The sequence below is a fragment of the Streptosporangium sp. G12 genome (assembly GCF_052983175.1).
The window spans coordinates 183,552-205,254 of sequence record NZ_JBRIQO010000009.1; the positions used below are offsets into that span (position 1 = coordinate 183,552).

The window sequence follows — 21,703 nt, forward strand, 5'->3', positions numbered from 1 at the left end:
CGCCCGGCGCATCCGCCGTACTGCCCGCCGCGCAGGGCGCGGACCGCGCCAGGGAGGCGCTGGGAGCCCTGCGCGCCGAGGTCTCCAAGGCGGTCGTCGGCCAGGACGCCGTGGTCACCGGGCTGGTGATCGCGCTGCTCTGCCGGGGACACGTGCTGCTCGAGGGCGTGCCCGGCGTCGCCAAGACCCTGCTCGTCAGGACGCTGGCGGCGGCTCTCTCCCTCGATTTCAAGCGGGTGCAGTTCACCCCCGACCTCATGCCGGGCGACATCACCGGCTCGCTGGTCTACGACGCGAAGACGTCGGAGTTCGAGTTCCGCGAGGGGCCGGTCTTCACCAACCTCCTGCTCGCCGACGAGATCAACCGCACGCCCCCGAAGACGCAGGCCGCGCTGCTGGAGGCGATGGAGGAGCGCCAGGTCAGCGTGGAGGGGTCGGCGCGCGGGCTGCCCGACCCGTTCATCGTGGCCGCCACCCAGAACCCCGTCGAGTACGAGGGCACCTACCAGCTGCCCGAGGCGCAGCTCGACCGGTTCCTGCTCAAGCTGACCGTCCCGCTGCCGCCCCGCGACCAGGAGATCGCGGTGCTGGAGCGGCACGCGCTCGGCTTCGACCCGCGAGACCTGTCGTACGTCAAGGCCGTGGCCACCGCCGCCGACCTCGCCGCGGGACGCTCGGCGGTCGGCCAGGTGCACGTGGGCCCCGAGGTGCTCGGCTACATCGTGGACATCGCCAGGGCCACCCGCCAGTCGCCCTCGCTCCAGCTCGGCGTCTCCCCGCGCGGCGCCACCGCGCTGCTGGCCGGGGCGCGGGCCTGGGCGTGGCTGTCCGGCCGCGCCTACGTGACGCCCGACGACGTCAAGGCGCTGGCCAGGCCCGCGATGCGGCACCGGATCCAGATACGTCCCGAGGCCGAGCTGGAGGGCGCGACCGCCGACGGCCTCATCGACGCCGTCCTCGCCTCCGTCCCCGTCCCCCGCTGACCATGGCGCTGACGGGACGGGCCGCGCTGCTGGCACTGCTGGGCACCCTGGCCGTGCTGCTCGCCCCCCGGCCGGGGCCGGCCGTGGCCGGGGTGGCACTGCTGATCGTGGCGCTGGTCGTGGTCGACCTGCTGCTGGCCGGGAGCGTGCGCCCGCTGCGCTTCACCCGCTCGGGCGAGCGGCTGGTACGGCTCGGCGAGTCGGTCGCGGTCGAGCTGATCGTGGAGAACCCCGGCCCCCGCCGGGCGCGCGGCGTGCTCAGGGACGCCTGGCCGCCGTCCGCCGGCGCCACGCCCCGGCACCTGCCGCTGGACGTGCCCCCGGGCGAGCGCCGCCGGCTGGTCACGACGCTCACTCCCACCCGCAGGGGCGACCGCGAGGCGGTCACGGTGACGGTGCGGTCACTAGGCCCGCTGGGCGTGGCGGCCCGCCAGGGCTCGCACCGGGTGCCCTGGTCGGTCCGGGTGCTGCCGCCCTTCCTCAGCCGCAAGCACCTGCCCGCCAAGCTGTCCAGACTCAGGGAGCTGGAGGGCCGGCACCCGTCGATGATCCGGGGGCAGGGCACCGAGTTCGACTCGCTGCGGGAGTACGTGGTGGGTGACGACGTCCGCTCGATCGACTGGCGGGCCACCGCGCGCCGCAACGACGTCGTGGTCCGCACCTGGCGGCCCGAGCGCGACCGCCGGGTGCTGATCGTGCTCGACACCGGGCGCACCTCGGCCGGCCGGGTGGGCACCGCCCCGATCCCGCTGGCCGGCGAGGTGCCGGGGACCGCCGGGCGCGGGCGGTCGCGGGTCGTGCCAGGCTGGCCCCGCCTGGACTGGTCGATGGACGCGGCGCTGCTGCTGGCCGCCCTGGCCTCCCGCGCGGGCGACCGGGTCGACTTCATGGCCCACGACCGGGGGGTGCGCGCCTGGGTGTCCGGCACCGGCCGCACGGAGCTGCTGTCGTCGCTGGTCAACACCATGGCCCCGATCGAGGCCGAGCTGGTCGAGGCCGACTCCGCGGGGATGGTCGCGGCCGTCATGTCGCGGGCCAGGCGGCGCTGCCTGGTCGTCGTGCTGACCGACCTCAACCCGGCGGCGCTGGAGGAGGGCCTTCTGCCGGTCCTGCCTCGCCTCTCCTCGCGGCACCTGGTGCTCCTGGCCGCCGTCTCCGACCCGCAGGTGGCCGAGATGGCCGCCGGGCGCGGCACCTCCGAGCTGGTCTACGGCGCGGCGGCGGCCGAGCACCTGAGCGCGGGACGGCGCAGGATCACCGCCCTGCTGCGCCGCCAGGGCGTGGAGGTCGTGGACACCGCCCCCGAGCAGATCGCCCCGGCCCTGGCCGACGCCTACCTGGCGCTGAAGGCGGCCGGGCGGCTCTGAGCCGCGTGGCGCTCAGCCGTCGTGGGGAGTGACCGTGTGACTCTGAGCCGCGTGGCGCTCGGCCGGCCGACGCCGGGCACGGCCGGGCGGCTGTGAGGTGGGGGTGCTCAGCCGGCGCTGGGGGCCAGGTCGGGGGCGCGCTCCACGTCGCCGCTCTCGCCCGCGGCCACGGCCCGGCGGCCGAAGAAGATCACGTAGGCGAGGAAGGCGGCCTCCGCGACCACCCCGATGCCGATTCGCGCCCAGGTGGGCAGCCCCGAGGGGGTGACGAGGCCCTCGATGAGCCCCGAGACGAGCAGCACCACGACCAGACCGAGGGCCACGCTCATCACGGCCCTGCCCTGCTCGGCCAGGGCCTCGGCACGCCTGCGCGGGCCGGGGTCGACGACCGTCCAGCCGAGGCGCATGCCGACGGCCGCGGCTAGGAACACCGCGGTGAGCTCCAGCAGGCCGTGCGGGGTGATCAGCCCGAAGAAGATGTCGAGCTTGCCGCGCGAGGCCATCAGCCCGGCGGAGACGGCCACGTTGAGCGCGTTCTCCCACAGGACGTACGGGATCGGCAGGCCCAGAAAGATCGACATGATGATGACCTGCATCGAGACCCAGGCGTTGTTGACCCAGACCTGCCCGGCGAAGGAGGTCGCCGGGTTCTCCGAGTAGTAGTCGGCGAAGTCGTGTTCGACGAGCTGGGTGATCTCCTCGGGGGTGGCGATCGCCCCTTGGACGTCGGGGTTCTGCCCCACCCAGACGGCGACGACCGTGGAGACCAGCAGGAATGCGACGCTCGTGGCCAGCCACCACCAGCGGGCCCGGTAGGCGACCACCGGGAAGGAGACCGTGAAGAAGCGGACGAACTCCCGCCAGGCCGGGGTGTGCGCCCCGGTCACGGCGGAGCGGGCGCGGGCGACGAGCGCCGACAGGCGGCCCACCAGGATCGGGTCGGCGGAGGCCGATCGGACGAGGGAGAGGTGCGTGGCGACCCGCTGGTAGAGGTCGACCAGCTCGTCGACCTCGGCGCCGTCCAGCGAGCCGCGCCGCCGGACCAGGTCCTCGAGACGGTCCCAGGCGGGCCGGTGCGCGGTGACGAAGGCGTCGATGTCCACGCGGGCAGCCTATCCAGTCGAAGGTAGGGTGCTGATTGTGTCCGATGTCGTAACCGGCGAGGCCGTCGTCGTCGAGGTCCGTGTCGCCCAGCTTCCGAGCAGGGCCGCGGCGCTGCTGATCGACATGACGGTCCAGGTCGTGACGCTGTTCGGCGCCTCCCTGCTGGTCGGCAGCCTGGGATTCCTGAACGATTCGGCGCTGACGACGATGGTCTACATCGTGCTCACCGTGCTCGTGGTCGTCGGCTACCCGGTGATCTTCGAGACGCTCACGCGCGGGCGCAGCCTGGGCAAGCTCGCGTTGGGGCTCCGGGTCGTCAGCGACGACGGCGGCCCCGAGCGGTTCCGGCAGGCCCTGTTCCGCGGGCTGGCGGGGGTCCTGGAGTTCTGGATGCTCAGCGGCGCCCCCGCGCTGATCAGCTCGCTGATCTCGGAGAAGGGCAAGCGGCTCGGCGACGTCTTCTCCGGCACCATGGTGATCTCCGAACGCGTCCCGCGGCAGTACGGGCCGCCGCTGGACATGCCGCCACCACTCGCACCGTGGGCGGCGACGCTGGAGCTGTCACGGCTGCCCGAGCAGGTCGCGGCCACCGCGAGACAGTACCTCATGCGCTGGCACGACCTGGCCCCCGCCGTCCAGCACGAGATGGGCGTGCGCATCGCCACCGAGATGTCGGCCTTCGTGTCCCCGCCCGCCCCGCCCGGCGTGCCGCCGTTCGCCTACCTGACCGCCGTGCTGGCCGAGCGCCGCCGCCGCGAGCAGGCGCGTCTGGCCCAGCAGTGGCACGACCGGCAGCGGCCCGGCGAGCAGGGGTCCGGTCAGCGGTGGTCCGGCCACGGCGCGCCGCCGCCCCACCGGGCTCACCCGCCGTCCCTCCAGCCCTACCCGGCCGTGCCGCCCCCGCCGTACGCGCCTCCGGGGAACGGGGACGGGCCGTACGCGCCCCCGGGGGCCCCGGGGAACGGGGACGGGCCGTACGCGCCTCCCGGGTCGGTGCCCCGGCCTCAGGCCCGGCCCGACCACCTGCCGCCGCAACCGCGGATCCCGCTGCCTCCCCCGGTGGACCCGCCGCACCCGGCGCCCCCGCCGCCCGCGGCCGGGCCCTCCACGCGGGAGCCCGGCCCCACACCCGGCGGATTCGTCCCTCCCGCCTGACCTCTTCCGTCGGATCCCCCGCCGTCGCGCCGCCGTACGGGCGTGACGGCGGGGGCGACGGCGGGGGCGACGGCGGGGGAACGCGAAGAGGGACGGCGGGAAGACCCGCCGTCCCTCTCCTCATGAGACCCGCGAACCCGCTACGGGTGTCTCATCGGTGCCGCTCGCCCTCGCGGGCGACCGCGCGTCAGTGACCGTGACCGTAGGAGGCCTGGGTCTGCACGTTCAGCCGGTCCAGGCGGACGCTCCTGGCCGGGTCGGTGCGGCGGTCGTCGATCTTGAGAACGTCCAGTCCCCTGCGGAAGTCGCTGGCGTAGACGTAGCCGTTGTAGTAGTACGCGGACCAGATGCCGCCGCCTCCGCCGTCGGGCTCGGGGCCGCGCTCGAAGAAGCCGAACTCCTGCGGCTTGGTGGAGTCGGTGAAGTCCACGAAGGAGACGCCGCCCTGGTACCAGGCCTGGACCATGATGTCCTTGCCCTTGACCGGGATCAGCGAGCCGTTGTGCGCGACGCAGTTCTCGGTGTCGGCCTGGTGGCGAGCGATCTTGAAGTAGCTCTTGAAGACCAGCTCGCCGCGGACGATGTCGTAGTAGGCGTTGGCGCCGCGGTTCGGGCCGATCACCTCGTTGCAGGTGGCCTGGCCGCCGCCGCCGAGCTCGTCGGTGAAGATGACCTTGGTGCCCTTGTTGTTGAACGTCGCCGAGTGCCAGAACGCGAAGTTCGGGTCGGTGACCCGCGCGGTGATCACCGGGTTCTCCCGGTCGGAGATGTCGAACAGGACGCCGTCACCCATGCAGGCTCCGGCCGCGATGTCCTTCTCCGCGTAGACGGTGATGTCGTGGCAACCGCTGGTCGGCAGCAGCAGGCCCGGCTGCGTCTCGTTGCCGCCGTCGGGGAAGATGACCGGCGTCTTGACCACGGCCGCGGCGGTCGGGTTGCGCAGCGGCACCTTGATGACCGAGATCTTGTCGTGCGGCGGCTGGCAGTCGGGGAACGTGGCGTTCGGGTTGTAGGAGGAGACGTAGAGGTAGACGTTACGCCGGTCCCTGGACTTGCCGGGAACGAGTGTCAGGGTGTGGGAACCGCAGTTGGTCTCGACCGACTTGATGTACTTGGGGTTCTTCTTGTCGCTGATGTCGAAGATCCGAACCCCTTCCCACGACTCCTTGACGCTGGCCGGCTGGCCGAGGCTGTTGCAGGAGTCGTCGCTGCGGGAGTTGTCGACCGCGGCGAACAGCAGGTCGCCGTGGACCGACACGTCCATCTGGGAGCCCGGGCACAGGACGCCGCTGACGAGCTTGGCGCGCCTCGGGTTCCTGATGTCGTAGATCGAGAAACCGCCGTAGTTGCCGACGTAGGCGTAGTCGCCCTGGAAGGCGATGTCGCTGTTGGTGGTGGCCTCAAGGCCGGGGAGCTTGGGCAGGGTGCCCACGTGCGTCACGTTGGGGCTGGTGACGATCTCACCGGGCGGGGGAATGTCGGCGGCCTGGGCCGAGACCGTGGACATCAGCATCGCGGCGGCCGTCGCCGCCACTACCAACGCCCGGACGGTCCTTCGGGGAGCGAACACTCGGGTGCCTCCTTGGAGCGGACATAAGGCATGCATAAATTAGCAAATCGCCCCTCCTGACAGCCGGATCGACGCAGCGCGACTTTGTCACAATAAAATATGAGGTGAACTCTTTACTGAAGCCCGAGAAAAGTTTACGGTCTATGCCCCTCCTGTAGCTTTTGGGCTTTCCTGATACGCAGGACGGCCACCGGGCGCTCGCCGAGCGCCCGGTGGCCGTCACCGGGTGGTGGCCCTGGCCGTCGTCAGAGGTCGATGGCCGTGACCGCCCTCAGATGTCAGTGACCGTGGCCGTGGCCACCGCGGTAGGACGCCTGGGTCTGCGCGTTCAGGATGTCGAACTTGACCCTCTCCGCCTTGTCCGTACGCCGGTCGTGGATCTTCAGGACGTCAAGGCCGAGGTTGAAGTCGCTGCCGTAGATGTGGCCGTTGTAGTAGTACGCGGACCAGAAGCCGCCGCTGAGCGGGGGGGCGGTGTTGTCGGGGCCGCGCTCGAAGAACGCGATCTCCTGCGGGTTGGCCGAGTCGGTGAAGTCGACGACCGAGATGCCGCCCTGGTACCAGGCCTGGACCATGATGTCCTTGCCCTTGACCGGGATCAGCGAGCCGTTGTGCGCGACGCAGTTCTCGGTGTCGGCCTGGTGGCGGGCGATCTTGAAGTAGCTCTTGAAGGTGAGCTGGCCGCCCTCGATGTCGTAGTAGGCGTTGGCGCCGCGGTTCGGGCCGATCGCCTCGTTGCAGGTGGCCTGGGTGCCGCCGCCGAGCTCGTCGGTGAAGATGACCTTGGTGCCCTCGTTGTTGAACGTCGCCGAGTGCCAGAACGCGAAGTTCTGGTCGTCGCGGACCGTGGTGGTCACCTTCGGCTCGAGCGGGTTGGAGATGTCCATCAGGACGCCCTCGCCCATGCAGGCGCCGGCGGCGATGTTCTTCTCCGGGTACGCGGTGATGTCGTGGCAGCCGCTCGTGGCCGAGGTGCGCTCGGGGTAGGGCAGGGTCTCACCCGGGTTGCCGCCGTCGGGGAACAGGACCGGGGTGGCGACGACCGAGGCGGACGCCGGGTCGCGCAGCGGCACCTTGATGATCGAGATCTTGTCGTGCGGCGGCTGGCAGTCGGGGAACGTGGCGTTCGGGTTGTAGGAGGAGACGTACACGTAGACGTTCTTGCGGTCCCTCCCCTTGCCCGGGACGAGCGTCAGGGTGTGCGAGCCGCAGTTGGTCTCGACGGCCTTGATGTACTTGGGGTTCTTCTTGTCGCTGATGTCGAAGATCCTGATGCCCTCCCACGACTCCTTGGTCGCCGCGCTCTGGCCGACGCTGCTGCAGGAGTCGTTGTTGCGAGAGGAGTCGACCGCGCCGAAGAGCAGGTCGCCGTAGACCGACACGTCCATCTGCCCGCCGGGGCAGACCACCGAGCTGACCAGCGAGGTCTTGCTCGGCTTCCTGATGTCGTAGATCGAGAAACCGGTGTAGTTGCCGACGTAGGCGTAGTCACCCTGGAACGCCATGTCGGTGTTGATGTCCGTCAGCGGACCGGGCTTGGGCACGTTCAGGACATGCTCGATGTTCGCGCTCTTGGCGATCTCGCCGGGAGCCGGGATATCGGCGGCCTGCGCGGGGAAGGCAGCAAGCGCCGTCGCGACGGCAACCCCGGCCACAAACAGGAAGCGGCCGGTCAGGCCCTTCCCGAGGGGGGTGGACACTCGTGAACCTCCTTGACACATGCACCCAAATAAAAGGTGCATAAATGCTTAAATGGTTCATGGTGTACGGTCATCCGGCAAGCCGTCACAGTGTCAGCAACTGTTACCGGTGTGCGGTCTTTACGGGCCGGCCCCGCAGGGGTTACGGTCTTTCGTCACTGGACAATCACGAAGGAGGCCGGGTGCGCGTCGCGCTCATCGTCGTGCTCGCCGCCCTGTCCCTCAGCGCGTGCGCCTCCGAGCCCGAGCCGGCCCCGTCCCCTCAGGCGTCGGCGCCGATCATCGTTCCCGGCAGGCCTGGTGAGGTCGCCAGGACCGTCGGCCCGAGCGAGGCCGCCACGCTCGTGCCCACGCCCACCCCCAACGCCGCCGACGTGACGTACGTCCAGAAGATGGTCGTCCACCATCGCCAGGCCCTCGACATGGCCTCCCTGGCCCCGACCCGGGGCGAGCACGTCAGGCTGAAGAGCCTCGCCTCGCGCATCAAGGACTCGCAGGGGCCGGAGATCCAGTTCATGATCTCCTGGCTCCAGCAGCAGGGCCTGCGGGCCCCCGAGCACCACGCCGAGCACGACGCCATGCCCGGCATGGCCTCGCCCGAGCAGATGGAGGCGCTCAAGGCCGCCTCGGGCAAGGACTTCGACCGGCTCTTCATCCAGCTCATGACCGCGCACCACCAGGGCGCGCTCAAGATGTCCGAGCAGGTCCTGATCTCCGGCTCGCACCAGCGGATCGAGGAACTGGCCAACGACGTCTCGGCCGGCCAGAGCGCCGAGATCCGCAGGATGCAGGAGATGCTGGCCGAGCTCTGACGACGGCGGGCGTGACGGCGGGCTCGGACGGCGAAGGCCCTCACCACGAGACCCCGACGACGGCGGGCGTGACGGAGGCCCGTGACGACGCCCGAGAGCGTGACGCGAGGCTCAGGCGGCGAGGCCCGTGACGACGCCGGAGGGCGTGACTACGAGCCGAGCCGCCAGGAGTGGAGATACTCCTCCTGCTCGGGGGTGAGCTCGTCCATCTCGATCCCGGCCGCGGCCAGCTTGAGCCGCGCCACCTCCACGTCGACCTCCCCCGGCACGTCGTAGACCCCCGGCTCCAGCCGCGCCCGCTCGCGGACCAGCCACGCCACCGAGAGCACCTGCGCGGAGAAGGACATGTCCATGACGGCGGCCGGATGCCCCTCGGCGGCGGTCAGGTTCACCAGGCGGCCCTCGGCGAGCAGCAGGAGCCTGCGGCCGTCGGCGAGGACGTACTCGTCGGTGTTGGGGCGCACCCCCCGATGGACGGCGTGCGCCAGGTCGTCCAGGGCGCGGACGTCGATCTCGACGTCGAAGTGCCCGGCGTTGGCGAGGATCGCGCCGTCCTTCATCTCCGCCAGGTGCTCGCCCCTGATCACGTCACGGTTGCCGGTGACCGTGACGAACACGTCCCCGGCACGGGCCGCCGCCGCCATCGACCGTACGTCGTAGCCCTGCAGCGAGGCGTCCAGCGCCTTGACGGGGTCGATCTCGGTCACCACGACCCGCGCCCCCAGGCCCCTGGCCCGCTCGGCGACGCCCCGGCCGCAGTAGCCGAATCCGGCGACCACCACGGTCTTGCCCGCGAGCAGGGTGTTCGTGGCGCGCATGATCCCGTCCATGGTCGACTGGCCGGTGCCGTAGCGGTTGTCGAACATCCGCTTGGTCCGCGTGTCGTTGACCGCCACCACGGGGAACCTGAGCGCCTTCTCCGCGGCCATCTGGCGGAGCCTGATGATCCCGGTGGTGGTCTCCTCACACCCGCCGGAGACCGTCTCCAGCAACTCGGTCCGCTCCGTGTGCAGGATGTTGACGAGATCGCAGCCGTCGTCCAGGACGATGTCCGGGACGATGTCGAGCGCCTGGTGGATGTGGCGGTAGTAGGCGTCCATGGTCACCCCGGCCTGCGCGTGCACGACGACGCCGTAGTCACGGAGCGCCTCGGCGACGTCGTCCTGGGTGGACAGGGGGTTCGACGCGGCCAGGGCGATCTCGGCCCCGCCCGCCTTGAGGGTGCCCATGAGCACGGCGGTCTCGGCGGTGACGTGCAGGCACGCGGCGATCCGCAGTCCCTCGAAGGGCCGCTCGGCGGCGAACCGCTCACCGAGGGCGGTGAGCACCGGCATCGCCCGCGCCGCCCACCCGATCCTCAGCTCCCCCTCGGCCACCAGAGCGCCGTCCACGTCTCTCTCCAGATTGCCGGAACCTCAGATTGCCGGAATCCCGGATCATCCGAAACCCGAAACCTCGAATTCCGGAACCCGAAACCCCGGATCGCCCGAAGGCCCCCGCGAAGCCGCGGGGGCCGGTGGAACTCGACCGAAGGGGTCAGTAACGGTAGTGGTCGGACTTGTAGGGACCCTCGACGTCCACGCCGATGTACTCGGCCTGGGCCTTGGTGAGCGTGGTGAGCTTCACGCCAAGGGCGTCGAGGTGGAGGCGCGCGACCTTCTCGTCCAGGTGCTTGGGCAGCACGTAGACGCCGACCGGGTAGTCGTCGGTCTTGGTGAACAGCTCGATCTGCGCGATCACCTGGTTGGTGAAGGAGTTGGACATGACGAACGAGGGGTGGCCGGTGGCGCAGCCCAGGTTCATCAGGCGGCCCTCGGCGAGCACGATGATCTGCTTGCCGTCGGGGAAGCGCCAGGTGTGGACCTGCGGCTTGATCTCGGTCTTCTCGATGCCCGGAATCCGCGCCAGGCCGGTCATGTCGATCTCGTTGTCGAAGTGACCGATGTTGGACACGATCGCGTTGTGCTTCATCTGGGCCATGTGGTCGGCCGTGATGATGTTGAAGTTGCCGGTCGTCGTGACGAAGATGTCGGCGATGCCGACGACCTCCTCCAGGGTGGTGACCTGGAAGCCGTCCATGGCGGCCTGGAGCGCGCAGATCGGGTCGATCTCGGTGACGATGACGCGGGCGCCCTGGCCCTTGAGCGCCTCGGCGCAGCCCTTGCCGACGTCGCCGTATCCGGCGACGACCGCGACCTTGCCGCCGATCAGCACGTCGGTGGCGCGGTTGAGGCCGTCGATCACCGAGTGGCGGCAGCCGTACTTGTTGTCGAACTTCGACTTGGTCACCGAGTCGTTGACGTTGATCGCCGGGAAGAGCAGCGTGCCGGTCTTGAACATCTCGTACAGGCGGTGCACGCCGGTGGTGGTCTCCTCGGTGACGCCCTTGATGCGCGAGGCGACCTGGGTCCAGCGGCCCTCGTCGGTGACCGTGCGGCGGAGCAGGTCGAGGACGACGCCCCACTCCTCGGGGTCGTTCTCGCCCGCGCTGGGCACGGCGCCGGCCTTCTCGTACTCGCTGCCCTTGTGGACGAGCATGGTGGCGTCGCCGCCGTCGTCGAGGATCATGTTGGGGCCGTCGTTACCGGGCCACGTCAGGGCCTGCTCGGTGCACCACCAGTACTCCTCCAGGGTCTCGCCCTTCCAGGCGAAGACCGGGACACCCTGGGGGTTCTCCGGGGTGCCCTCCGGGCCGACGACCACGGCGGCGGCGGCGTGGTCCTGGGTGGAGAAGATGTTGCAGCTCACCCAGCGAACCTCCGCGCCGAGCGCGACCAGGGTCTCGATGAGCACGGCGGTCTGGATGGTCATGTGCAGCGAGCCCATGATCTTCGCACCGGCCAGCGGCTGGGCCGCGGCGTACTCCTCGCGGATGGCCATCAGGCCCGGCATCTCGTGCTCGGCGAGCTGGATCTCCTTGCGCCCGAAGGCCGCAAGAGAAAGGTCGGCGACCTTGAAGTCCATGTGTGGTTACCCCTCTGGTTGATGGCGGCGTTCGCCTCACACCCTCGCCCGTCGCGCTCGTATCGCGATCGTGCTTCGTTCCGGGGCCGGGCTCGCCGTTCCATCGGAACAGTCGACGCCTGCGAGTTTAGGCGGCTGAAGCACCTCCGCGCACCTTCTGAACGGGTAACCTGACACAAGAATGTAAGGTTTCCCGCAAAATCGCTGGAAAGAGGTCACCGATGCGGATCACCGAGGCCGCCGGCAGGCTGGGCATGTCCCCCCGGATGCTTCGCTACCGCGAGGCGCTCGGGCTGCTCCCCCCGGTCAGGAACCAGGGCGCGCACCGGCGGTTCGGCCCCGACGAGCTCTCGGCCGTCGCCCAGAGCCTCGAGCTGGAGAAGCGGTTCGACATCTCCCCCGCCGAGCTGGCCTTCGCGCTGCGGGCGCTGAGCGAGCCCGCGGTCGCGCAGGCCGTACGGGACCTGGGGCTGCGGATCGGCCGCCTGCAGGCACCCCGCAGGGCACTGGACTTCGAGAAGGAGAAGGCGCTGCGCCTGCTCCAACGTCGTTCCCAGGGCTGACGCCCCGGGCCGGCGACCCCGCCCTCACGGTGCGCCCGGCCCGCCGCGGACACCGCGCCCCGGGAGAACCCGGCCACCCCGCGGTCCGGGAAAACGGAGGACCCCGGCGGCGTGCGCCGGGGTCCCGGGTCCGGGCCTGGATCCGCACCGTGGGGTACGGCCGTCGGGGCCCTACACGTGATCGATCACGTCCGGTCAGACGACGGGGCCGTTGACGCTGCTCCTGTCGAGGTCGGGCTCCAGGTAGATGACGCGGGCCTCCGGGACGGCCGCGCGAATGCGCTGCTCGGCCTCGTCGATGCCGCGGGCCACGTCGGCGGCCGTGTCGTCGTGGTCCACCGCGATCTTGGCGGCGACCAGGATCTCCTCGGGCCCCAGGTGGAGCGTGCGCATGTGGATGATCCGGGTGACCTCGGACGCGCTCTCCAGGGCGTCCGCGATACGGGTCTCGACCTCGGGCCCGGCGCCCTCGCCGAGCAGCAGCGACTTGGTCTCGATCGCCAGGATGATCGCGATGATCGCGAGCAGGACACCGATCATGATGGTGCCGATGCCGTCCCAGACGGGGTCGCCGGTCACCACGGCCATGGTCACGCCGAAGAGCGCGAAGATCAGGCCGAGCAGCGCGCCCAGGTCCTCAAGGACGATGACCGGCAGCTCGGGCGACTTGGAGCGGCGAATGAACTGCACCCACGACTGGTTGCCCCGGACGTGGTTGGACTCGATGATCGCCGTCCGGAACGAGAACGACTCGGCGATGATCGCGAAGATCAGCACGCCGAAGGCCCACTGGGGGGACTCCAGCGGCTCGTGGGCGGAGAGCTTGTGGATGCCCTCGTAGAGGGAGAACACCGCGCCGATGGTGAACAGCACCACCGCCACCACGAACGCGTAGAAGTAGCGCTCCCGGCCGTACCCGAAGGGGTGCTGGGGCGTGCGCGCCCGCTGGGCGCGCTTGCCGCCCAGGAGCAGCAGCGCCTGGTTGCCCGAGTCGGCCACCGAGTGGACCGACTCGGCGATCATCGATGACGAACCCGTGAAGAGAAACGCCACGAATTTGGCCACGGCGATCGCCAGGTTGGCCGCCAACGCCGCGATGATTGCCTTAGTACCGCCGCCCGCGCTCACGGCAGCCTCCGCTCAGCTCGTTAGTCAGGAAAGACGAGACAAGGATCCTATTGCGAAACCCTTGCCTTGAGTTCTGTGATCGCCGACACAGTGGCCGGGTCGATCCCGTACCCGAGAGCGAGGTACGTACTCGCGAAATCCCCGAGCGCGATCAACGTGGCGAGCCGCTCCAGCGGGTGCGTCCCCTCGGCGGCGATCTGCGTGACCGGGACGCCGCGATCCTCCGCCAGCCGCACCGACACCTCCCGCTGCCGTACCACCCGGGGATGCTCCTCCACGTCGCGCAGCACGAACAGCCGGAGCGACCTGCCGCTCTCGTCGGCGAAGATGTCGCGCTGGGCGAGCGGGCCGTCGAGGACGGCCACCTGGTCGTGACCGGCCTCGGGGAGCTCCCCCCACATCGCCGGGTATTTGCCGTTCGTGGTGAGCTGACCGGCCCACCGGCGGGCCGCGACGGCCGCCAGCGGGGAGGACCCCCAGATCATCGGCACGGTCTCGGCGAGCTCCATGGCGAGCGACTTGCCCGGGTTGATGAACGACTCGCTCGCCGGGCGGCAGCGGTGGGCGAGGTCCTCGAGGCGCTTGGCCACCTCCTCGAACACCTCCTCGCCGGCCTCGACCAGGCCGAGCTCGGCGGCGGCGACGACCAGCGGGACGGACAGCGCCCACACCGCGGCGCTCGCCCGCCCGCCGCCCGCGACGGGCACGAACGGCGCCCCCGCCTGCCTGGCGATCGCGTGGAGCGGCGAGTCGGGCCCGCCGACGGCGAGCAGGCGGCAACCCCGGCGGACCGCCTCGGTGGCCACCGCGAGCGTCTCCTCGGTCCTGCCCGAGCGCGACACCGCGATCACCAGGTCGGTCGCGCCGATCCAGCCGGGCAGCCGGTAGGACCTGACGGTCAGGATCGGCAGCGGGGCACCGTGGCCGCACACCACGTTGAGGATGTCACCGGCGATGCCCGAACCGCCCATGCCGGCGACCACGACCGCCCGGGGACGGCCGTCCCCGGCGAGCGAGGACAGGCCCGACTCCAGGGCGGCCCTGCGGGAGGTGCGGACCTGCGCGGCCGAGTCGGCCACCGCCCGCAGCATGCCCGCCGGGTCGCCCTCGGTCAGTCCTTTGTGGTCGTCGAGCCGATCGGGCTCCCAGCTCACGACTTCCGCGCCTCGTCGACCAACAGGACCGGGATGTCGTCCCGGACCGGATAGACCAGGCCGCAGGAGGCGGAGGTGCAGGACAGCTCGTCCACCTCGGGTTCGGCTCGCAGGGGGGACTTGCAGTTGGGACAGGCCAGGATCTCCAGCAGCCAGTCGTCGATCTTCACTCGTTCAGCTCCTCACGACAGCAAGGACCTCGTCCCTGATCGCTGCCATCTGAATCTCGTCGGCCGCCTCGGCGTTCAGCCTGAGCAGCGGCTCTGTGTTGGACGGACGAAGGTTGAACCACCATCCGGGGCCGGAGACGGTCAGGCCGTCCAGCTCGTCGAAGGTGACGCCGTCGCGGGCGGCGAAGGTCTCCCGGACCCGCTCCGTCGCCGCGCCCTGGTCGGCGACCGTGCTGTTGATCTCCCCGGAGGCCGCGTAACGAGTGTATTCGGCGAGGATGTCCGAGAGCGGCTTCTCCTGCTCGCCCAGCGCCGCCAGCACGTGCAGCGCGGCCAGCATGCCGGAGTCGGCGAACCAGAAGTCCTTGAAGTAGTAGTGAGCGGAGTGCTCGCCGCCGAAGACCGCGCCGGTCTCGGCCATCTCGGCCTTGATGAACGAGTGGCCCACGCGGGTGCGGACCGGGCGGCCGCCGTGCTCGGCGACGATCTCCGGGACGCCCCTGGAGGTGATCAGGTTGTGGATGATCGCGGCCCCGGGGTGCCTGCCCAGCTCGCGGACCGCGACCAGCGCGGTGATCGTGGACGGGGAGACGGACTCGCCGTGCTCGTCGACCACCCAGCAGCGGTCGGCGTCGCCGTCGAAGGCCAGCCCGATGTCGGCGCCCACGTCGAGCACGGCCTTCTGCAGGTCACGCAGGTTGTCGGGCTCGATGGGGTTGGCCTCGTGATTGGGGAAGGTGCCGTCGAGCTCGAAGTAGAGGGCGGTCAGCTCGACGGGCAGTCCCTCGAACACCGTCGGGACCGTGTGCCCGCCCATCCCGTTGCCCGCGTCGACCACGACCCGCAGCGGCCGGACGCCGGACAGGTCGACCAAAGTGCGCAGGTGGTCGGCGTAGCCGCGCAGCAGGTCGCGCTCGGAGACCGTCCCGCCCCCCTGGCCGCCGAGGGTGCCCGAGGCCAGGATCGCGGCGGCCCGGTCGCGGATCTCGAGGAGCCCGGTGCCACCGCCGATCGGCACGGCGCCCGCCCTGCACATCTTCATGCCGTTGTAGCGGGCCGGGTTGTGGCTGGCGGTGAACATCACCCCGGGCAGGCCGAGGCTGCCGCTCGCGTAGTAGAGCAGGTCCGTGGAGCCCAGGCCCGCGTTGATCACGTCTGCCCCCCGCGAGGTCGCCCCCCGGGTGAAGGCCGCGGCCAGCGGCACCGACGACTCGCGCATGTCGTGTGCCACGACGACGGTCCCGGCCCCGGTCACCTCCACGAAGGCGGCGCCGACCGCCTCGGCGGTCGCCTCGTCGAACTCGTCCGGCACGACGCCACGAACGTCGTACGCCTTGAAGATCTTGGCGAGGTCGCCCACTCCAGCTCCACCCTTTACGTCGTGTTTCGTGCCCCCCAGCCTAGTAGGGTCAGCGGTCACGCTGGGGCTGAGCGGAGCGCAGCACGCGCAGATGGCCTCGGCGGCCGACCTCGACCCCCTGGCCGACGGGCTCGGTGCCGCCGCTCGGCGCGGGTCTGGCCGCCTCGCGAACCGCGTTGGCGAGGGCCTCCAGGTCGTCCGTGCTCGGCGGGGCGCCGTCGGTCGGCAGGCGGACCACCTCCCAGCCGCGGGGGGCGGTGAGCCGCTCGGCGTGCTCGGCACACAGGTCGTAACAGTGCGGCTCGGCGTACGTCGCCAAGGGCCCGAGGACAGCGGTCGAATCGGCGTAGACGTACGTGAGCGTGAAAACGGCAGGCTGACTGCACGCGGTGCGGGAACAGCGGCGGACGGGGCTCACGGTGGGACCGTATCCGGTAAGCGTCCGGGGCGCCACTATCTGAGCGCTCTTAACGAGCGTGTCGCCACAATTCGGACACGTGTCCCGGGTTCCACCCGCCTGTACGGCTTACACCCCCTGTCCGCACGCCTCCCGGCGGCATCTCCTCTCTCCCGCGCACCCGCCGTCACGGTTCCCACCCCTCCGCGCTTCCATCACGGCACCTCCCGCCCCCGTCCGGGTCACGTCTAAGCTGGGGCCGTGAGCCCGGCACCCGGCAGACCCCGTTCTCCCCGCAGGCGCGACAGGCACGGTCGCGGCCTGCGCGGCCCGCTGGCGCCCTCGCACGTGCCGATCGCCAAGGCTCGCAGCGAGCGGTTCGACGATCTCGTCCTGGACGCCGTCGACCGGCTCAAGCCCCGATGGGCCAAGCAGTTGTCGGCCGTGGAGTTCGCGGTCGAGGAGGTCCCGCCGATCAGCGAGCTGGGCGACGGCCCCGGGCTGCTGACCGGCGAGCCCATCCCGTTCGGGCGGGCGGAGCCCGCCGCGGGAAACCGCCCGGCCGTCGTGATCATCTACCGCCGCCCCCTGGAGAGCAGGGCACGCGACCGCGACCACCTGGGCGCGATGGTGCACGAGGCGGTGGTGGAGCAGGTCGCGGGCCTGTTCGGCCTCTCCCCCGAGTCGGTCGATCCCGGCTTCGACGACCACGACTGACCCGACGCCCTCCGAGGCGACCACGACCGGCCCGCCGCGGCCCAGGGCGACCACGACCGAAGCCTTCCGGTACGGACCACGACCGCCCGGCGCCTTCCGAGGTGACCACGGTCGGTCCACCGCGGCCCAGGGCGCCCCGACGGTCCCGCCGTCTCCCAGGGCAGGACGGTTCACGAAGCAGGACGGTCGCTCTCAGGGCAGGACGGTCGCGGCGGACTCGGCGATCGGCGGGACCAGCGCCCACATGCGGGCGGGGGCCAGCGGCTGCACGGTCAGCGCCAGCCCGTCCTTGAGCCGCTCGTCCAGGACGCGCCCGCCGTAGACCGGCCCCGAGCCGGGCAGCGGCTGCACGACCACCGCGAAGGGCCCGTCCACCTTGGTGAGCGCGACCTGCTTGGTCCGCGAGGCGGGGATCTCCACCTGGAACGGCTCGCGCGGCTCGCCCTCGCGCGGGACCACCTGCACGCTCACCGTTCCCGCCGCGTCCGGCGCGGTCAGCAGCAGCCGGGAGCTCACCTTGCCGCCCGTACGGTTGTCGGCGACGACGCTGCCCAGGTCGATGGGGACCGCTCCTGCGGTGAAGGCCACGTCGGTCCTCGAACCGGTGCCGGTGGCGACGAGCCCGGCGACGATCGGGGTGTCCGAGGTGAGCATCAGCGCGGACGGCTGGCCGCCGATCCCGCTGGACAGGTCGACGGAGGCGACGGAACCCGCGGGCACCTCGACGAGCTCGCGGCCCTGGAGCTCGTACGTGCCTTCGGGGGTGAGGGCCTTGACCTCCACCAGCGTGTCGACCTCCTCGGCGGAGGCGACGAGCAGCTCGCGCCTCCCGCCGCCGCCGGGGATGCCCGGCACGACGACCCGGGTGGCGGGGGGCGCGGCGACCGGCAGCCAGTCCACGCCGCGCCCGTCGTTCATGAGCGCCCGCGCCGCGGCGGTGACCCGCCCCGAGCTGGTACGGACCTGGATCGCCAGGACGAGCGCCGAGGGCGCGAGATCCAGGACCTTGATCGTGCGGCTCTGCCCCGGCTTGAGGGTGAACACGCCACCGGTGTCGTCGAACACCGGGCCCTCACCCGTGTAGACCATGATCTCCGCGATGGCCGGGGCGAGGTCGGCGTTGGTCAGGTACAGCGTGACGTCCGCCGCGGCCGGCCCCGGCCCGACCAGCCAGGTGCTCCCCGCCGGCTCGGCACAGCGCGTCCCGGCCAGTCCCCGCTGCTTTCCCGACTTCTCCCGGCGGGTCTGCGCCACCTCCAGGCCCGCGGCCATGCTCCCGTCGGCCGCGACGACGAGGGGCGGCGACGAGGCCGGCACCTCGTCGTGCCAGAGACGGCCGGGGGTGTCGACGGTGGCCAGGGTCTTGTCCCCGGTGACGAGCGTCGCGGAGCCCGGCTCCCGGCTGCCGGGCGGGGCGACCACGCCGACGGAGGTGTCGCCGGGCGACGGGCAGACGGCCGTCACCGAGGCGACGGGCACCTTCTCGAACCCCGGCGCGGGGGTGGCGACGGCCGGCGGCTGGGTGGCGTAGGCCACCCCGTACAGGGCGAGCAGGGCCACCAGGACCAGCACCAGCAGGCTGAACCGGTTCTCGATCAGGGATTTCACCGGGCGGCCAGCTCTCTGCGAGGTTCGGGCAGGTCCTGGGGAACGGCGGGCTCGTCGGGCTCGGTACGCGAACCCGGCGCGGCCAGAACCGAGACGATCAGCACCAGCACGGCCTGGGCCCAGAGCCAGCGGCCGTGCCAGGGGTCGCCGGGCGGGGTCGCGGGGAGGGCGACCGGCTGGGTGAGCCGCCACACGCCGACCGAGCGGGACAGGCTCATCCTCGCCAGCGAGGGCTGCGAGTCGAGCGCGTGGCTGATCTCCGGGCCGACGGGCGCGGTCACCACGACGAACCGCACGCCGTGGGCGGCGAGGACCCGGGCGTCGTCACCGCCCCTGCCGGACACCAGCCCGGCCGCGGCGACCCGGACCTGCTCCCTGGGACCGTCGGGGACCGGGATGTCGGCCTCGCCGATCACCGGGGTGCGCCCGCGCAGCACGGTGAAGAGCAGGCCGCCCGGCGAGGCGCGCAGCAGCAGGGTCCGCTCGCCGCCCGCGGAGTTCTCCGCGGCGAGGGCGGGCACGACGTCGCGTACCGTCCCGCGGAGCGGGCCGTCCACTCCCTTGGCGATCCACATGCCCGCCGCGAGCAGCGGCGTGGAGAACGCGACCAGCACGACGCCGAACGCGGCGAGCCTGCGCACTCCCCCTGCCGCCCGGAACTCCACGACCCTGTCGGCGGTGAGGGCGGCCACCACGAGCATGCCGGTGGCGGCGAAGGCCAGCGGCACGCCCGGCCAGGCGGGGGCCTCGACGTCGCCGTTGATCGAGGTGACGGTGGTCCTGCTCACCAGGATCGCCACCAGCACGCCGAAGAGCGCGACGCCCCAGCCGACCGCGATGACCATCCGGTTGCGGCGCATCAGCAGCGCGGCCAGGCAGGCGGCGAGGAGGCCGCCGGTCACCCAGAGCGGCGGCATGCCGGGACCGCCGGGGCTGAGCAGCAGCAGCGAACCGGCCGGCAGCCCGGGGTCGACCAGCGCGGGCTGGTGCAGCCCGGCCTCCAGCAGGAGCTGCCCCGGGTCGGCGACCACCTGGGCCAGCCAGGGGAACAGCAGGACCACGGGGACGGCGAACGCGACGAGCATCGAGACCGCGACGCCCCTGCGCGGGAAGGCCAGCGCCGCCAGCGCGCCGAGGATCGCGGTCAGCGGGTAGACCAGCGGGGCGAAGGCCGTGCCGACGGCCAGCAGGAGTCCCAGCCCCCAGGCGGCGCGGCGGGCGCGGCGGCGCTCCCCGGCGAGCACCGTGGTGGCGAGCGCCGCGTAGACGGGCAGCAGCACGAAGACCACCGCGGTACCGAGCCGCCCCGCGGCGACCGCGCCGGTGGCGACCGGCAGGAGGGCGTACGAGGAGGCCAGCCAGACCCTGGTCCAGCGGCCGGGGACCATCGACCGGGTGGCCGCGTACGCGGAGATCCCGGCCAGCGGCACGCAGCCGAGCAGCAGCAGCGACACCGCGAGCCACGTCTTGCCGAACAGCACCGTGGAGAGCACGGCCAGCACCGCCACGTAGGGAGGGGCCCACGCGTCGGTGCCCAGGCCCACCTGGTGGTAGCTCTCGCGGTAGAGGTTCCACAGGTCGGAGGCCCCGCCGATCACCGGGACGAGCGCTCCGCCGCCCAGCCTGGCGCCGCCCGTCACCGCGCGCTCGGCGACCAGCGTGACCACGGTGAGCGCCAGGAAGAGCAGGACGCCGGGGTTGCCGAAGACCCGCTGCATCACCCCGGCGTCGGTGAGCAGCTCCTCGCCGTCCTCCTGCGCGTGCGGCGAGGCGGCCACGGCATGGTGGCGTCCCGCGGACTCCACGAACCCGCCCCCGGCCAGGTAGCTCTGGGCCCGGTCGACGAGCCGCCGGTAACCGGCGCCGGGCGGGGTGAGCAGCCGGCTGACCGCCGCGTACCCCTGCCTCCTGCCCTTGGCCCGCACCCGCCTGGCCTTGATCATCCGGATGGGGTGACCGAAGACCGAGCCGAACGCGAGGAACTCGTCCAGCGCGTTGGCGGGCTGCTTGGCCACCAGGAACAGCACCGTGCGGAAGAGCGACCCGAACGCGTTGCGCACCAGCGCCCACAGCAGCGGGCGGGCGGGCAGGTTCGCCATGACGACGAAGAGGGCGTTGCGGCGGTCCAGGCGGCGGGGGTGGTCACCGCTGGCGGTGATGCGGCGCCGCCGCCGGGTGGCCGCCTCGGCGTGCCAGGCGATCGCCCGGGTGACGTTCTGCACGCGGTACCCGGCGGTCCTGACGCGCCAGCACAGGTCGAGGTCGTCGCGGAACAGCGGCAGCGCGGGGTCGAGCCCGCCGACCTCCTCCCAGACGTCCCTGCGGATCAGCATGCCCGCGGTGGAGACCGAGAGCACGTCCCTGGTCCCGTCGTACTGCCCCTGGTCGAACTCGCGGGCCTCCAGCCCGGTGTCCCTGCGGCCGGTACGGTCGACGGTGACGCCGACCTCCAGCAGAAGCCGCCGGTCGAGCCAGTCGCGGAGCTTGGGGCCGAGCACCGCCGCCTTGGGATCCTCGTCGGCGGCCTCCAGCAGGAGCCGCAGGGCGTGGACGTCCGGGGCGCAGTCGTCGTGCAGCAGCCAGATCCACTCCCGGCCGCCGCCGGGGCCGAGCCGGCCGAGGACCTCGGCGACGGCCTCGCCGAAACCGGTCGAGCGCGGCAGGGTGAGCACCGCCCTGGAGCCGAGGGCGCCGGTCAGCAGCGCGGCGCTGCCGTCCCTGCTGCCGTTGTCGACCCCGACGACCCGGTCCACCGGGCGGGTCTGCCTGAGCAGGGCTTCCAGGGTCTCCCCCAGCCAGCGGGATCCGTCGTGGGAGACGACGATCGCGGTGACGGTGTGCTGGGGGCGCTGGGGGTGAGGGGGGTCGGTGATGGACATACGTCCCGTGTTCAGGAGTGGTGGTGATCGGCGCGACAACGATACGGCACCCTCTGTCTGGCTATGTCTTAC

Annotated in this window: 18 protein-coding genes; 6 read left to right on the top strand and 12 right to left on the bottom strand. The window is 71.7% G+C overall.

All coding sequences use genetic code 11. The annotated features are described in order from the left end of the window. The first annotated feature begins 20 nt into the window (after positions 1-20). Positions 21-983, top strand: a complete 963-nt coding sequence (locus tag ACVCAG_RS15925) for an AAA family ATPase (protein ID WP_440084211.1) — start codon at positions 21-23, stop codon at positions 981-983. A gap of 2 nt (positions 984-985) precedes the next feature. After that, on the top strand, positions 986-2,350 hold the full coding sequence (locus ACVCAG_RS15930) for a DUF58 domain-containing protein (RefSeq protein WP_440084114.1): 1,365 nt from the start codon (positions 986-988) through the stop codon (positions 2,348-2,350). A 107-nt stretch (positions 2,351-2,457) separates the two neighbouring features. Here the strand turns inward: ACVCAG_RS15930 and ACVCAG_RS15935 are convergent, their stop codons facing one another. Next, on the bottom strand, positions 2,458-3,453 hold the full coding sequence (locus ACVCAG_RS15935; RefSeq protein ID WP_440084115.1) for a stage II sporulation protein M: 996 nt from the start codon (positions 3,451-3,453) through the stop codon (positions 2,458-2,460). Positions 3,454-3,490: 37 nt separating this feature from the next. On the opposite strand from ACVCAG_RS15935, the gene ACVCAG_RS15940 reads away from it, so the two are divergent. Beyond that, positions 3,491-4,609, top strand: a complete 1,119-nt coding sequence (locus ACVCAG_RS15940) for an RDD family protein (protein WP_440084116.1) — start codon at positions 3,491-3,493, stop codon at positions 4,607-4,609. Positions 4,610-4,796: 187 nt separating this feature from the next. Here the strand turns inward: ACVCAG_RS15940 and ACVCAG_RS15945 are convergent, their stop codons facing one another. Further along, on the bottom strand, positions 4,797-6,179 hold the full coding sequence (locus ACVCAG_RS15945) for an LVIVD repeat-containing protein (protein WP_440084117.1): 1,383 nt from the start codon (positions 6,177-6,179) through the stop codon (positions 4,797-4,799). Positions 6,180-6,457: 278 nt separating this feature from the next. Next, complete coding sequence (locus ACVCAG_RS15950) at positions 6,458-7,879, bottom strand: LVIVD repeat-containing protein (RefSeq protein ID WP_440084118.1); 1,422 nt, start codon at positions 7,877-7,879, stop codon at positions 6,458-6,460. A 182-nt stretch (positions 7,880-8,061) separates the two neighbouring features. Between ACVCAG_RS15950 and ACVCAG_RS15955 the strand changes: the two genes are divergently transcribed. Then, complete coding sequence (locus ACVCAG_RS15955) at positions 8,062-8,691, top strand: DUF305 domain-containing protein (protein WP_440084119.1); 630 nt, start codon at positions 8,062-8,064, stop codon at positions 8,689-8,691. Positions 8,692-8,840: 149 nt separating this feature from the next. On the opposite strand, the gene ACVCAG_RS15960 is transcribed toward ACVCAG_RS15955, so the two are convergent. Together ACVCAG_RS15960 and ahcY are read right to left on the bottom strand one after the other, a co-directional pair. Continuing rightward, positions 8,841-10,082: an adenosylhomocysteinase gene (locus ACVCAG_RS15960; RefSeq protein WP_440084120.1), complete on the bottom strand. Its 1,242-nt coding sequence runs from the start codon at positions 10,080-10,082 to the stop codon at positions 8,841-8,843. Positions 10,083-10,227: 145 nt separating this feature from the next. Next, positions 10,228-11,655, bottom strand: coding sequence for an adenosylhomocysteinase (gene ahcY / locus ACVCAG_RS15965; protein WP_440084121.1), 1,428 nt, complete (start codon positions 11,653-11,655; stop codon positions 10,228-10,230). A 221-nt stretch (positions 11,656-11,876) separates the two neighbouring features. On the opposite strand from ahcY, the gene ACVCAG_RS15970 reads away from it, so the two are divergent. Further along, on the top strand, positions 11,877-12,218 hold the full coding sequence (locus ACVCAG_RS15970) for a MerR family DNA-binding transcriptional regulator (RefSeq protein ID WP_440067461.1): 342 nt from the start codon (positions 11,877-11,879) through the stop codon (positions 12,216-12,218). A gap of 195 nt (positions 12,219-12,413) precedes the next feature. On the opposite strand, the gene ACVCAG_RS15975 is transcribed toward ACVCAG_RS15970, so the two are convergent. Genes ACVCAG_RS15975 through ACVCAG_RS15995 form a run of 5 tightly spaced genes read right to left on the bottom strand, consistent with a single transcriptional unit; the run spans position 12,414 to position 16,448 of the window. Further along, the gene (locus tag ACVCAG_RS15975) at positions 12,414-13,346 is read right to left on the bottom strand and encodes a cation diffusion facilitator family transporter (RefSeq protein WP_440084122.1); all 933 of its coding nucleotides are present in this window, start codon (positions 13,344-13,346) and stop codon (positions 12,414-12,416) included. A 47-nt stretch (positions 13,347-13,393) separates the two neighbouring features. Beyond that, positions 13,394-14,500: an SIS domain-containing protein gene (locus tag ACVCAG_RS15980; RefSeq protein WP_440084123.1), complete on the bottom strand. Its 1,107-nt coding sequence runs from the start codon at positions 14,498-14,500 to the stop codon at positions 13,394-13,396. Continuing rightward, a complete protein-coding gene (locus tag ACVCAG_RS15985; protein ID WP_012888128.1) occupies positions 14,497-14,670 on the bottom strand; it encodes a Trm112 family protein in 174 nt (57 codons plus the stop codon). The genes ACVCAG_RS15980 and ACVCAG_RS15985 overlap by 4 nt, the downstream gene beginning before the upstream one ends. A 4-nt stretch (positions 14,671-14,674) precedes the next feature. Beyond that, positions 14,675-16,030 (bottom strand): phosphomannomutase/phosphoglucomutase, encoded by a 1,356-nt coding sequence (locus ACVCAG_RS15990; RefSeq protein WP_440084124.1) that lies wholly within the window; start codon positions 16,028-16,030, stop codon positions 14,675-14,677. Positions 16,031-16,079: 49 nt separating this feature from the next. Continuing rightward, on the bottom strand, positions 16,080-16,448 hold the full coding sequence (locus tag ACVCAG_RS15995; RefSeq protein WP_329090499.1) for a DUF3499 domain-containing protein: 369 nt from the start codon (positions 16,446-16,448) through the stop codon (positions 16,080-16,082). A 240-nt stretch (positions 16,449-16,688) separates the two neighbouring features. Here ACVCAG_RS15995 and ACVCAG_RS16000 point away from each other — a divergent pair, with 240 nt between their 5' ends. Next, positions 16,689-17,144 (top strand): metallopeptidase family protein, encoded by a 456-nt coding sequence (locus tag ACVCAG_RS16000; RefSeq protein WP_362679198.1) that lies wholly within the window; start codon positions 16,689-16,691, stop codon positions 17,142-17,144. 192 nt (positions 17,145-17,336) lie between these two features. Here the strand turns inward: ACVCAG_RS16000 and ACVCAG_RS16005 are convergent, their stop codons facing one another. After that, positions 17,337-18,752, bottom strand: a complete 1,416-nt coding sequence (locus ACVCAG_RS16005) for a DUF5719 family protein (RefSeq protein WP_440084125.1) — start codon at positions 18,750-18,752, stop codon at positions 17,337-17,339. After that, positions 18,749-21,631 carry a glycosyltransferase gene (locus ACVCAG_RS16010; protein WP_440084126.1) on the bottom strand — a complete coding sequence of 961 codons (2,883 nt, stop codon included), beginning with the start codon at positions 21,629-21,631 and terminating at the stop codon, positions 18,749-18,751. Before ACVCAG_RS16010 ends, ACVCAG_RS16005 begins: the two co-directional genes overlap by 4 nt. Between the last annotated feature and the right edge of the window lie 72 nt (positions 21,632-21,703).

Coding starts and splice junctions, on each gene's coding strand:
- ahcY (WP_440084121.1), bottom strand. CDS start 11,655: ATGGACTTCAAGGTCGCCGACCTTTCTCTTGCGGCCTTCGGGCGCAAG.
- ACVCAG_RS16010 (WP_440084126.1), bottom strand. CDS start 21,631: ATGTCCATCACCGACCCCCCTCACCCCCAGCGCCCCCAGCACACCGTC.
- ACVCAG_RS15970 (WP_440067461.1), top strand. CDS start 11,877: ATGCGGATCACCGAGGCCGCCGGCAGGCTGGGCATGTCCCCCCGGATG.
- ACVCAG_RS15930 (WP_440084114.1), top strand. CDS start 986: ATGGCGCTGACGGGACGGGCCGCGCTGCTGGCACTGCTGGGCACCCTG.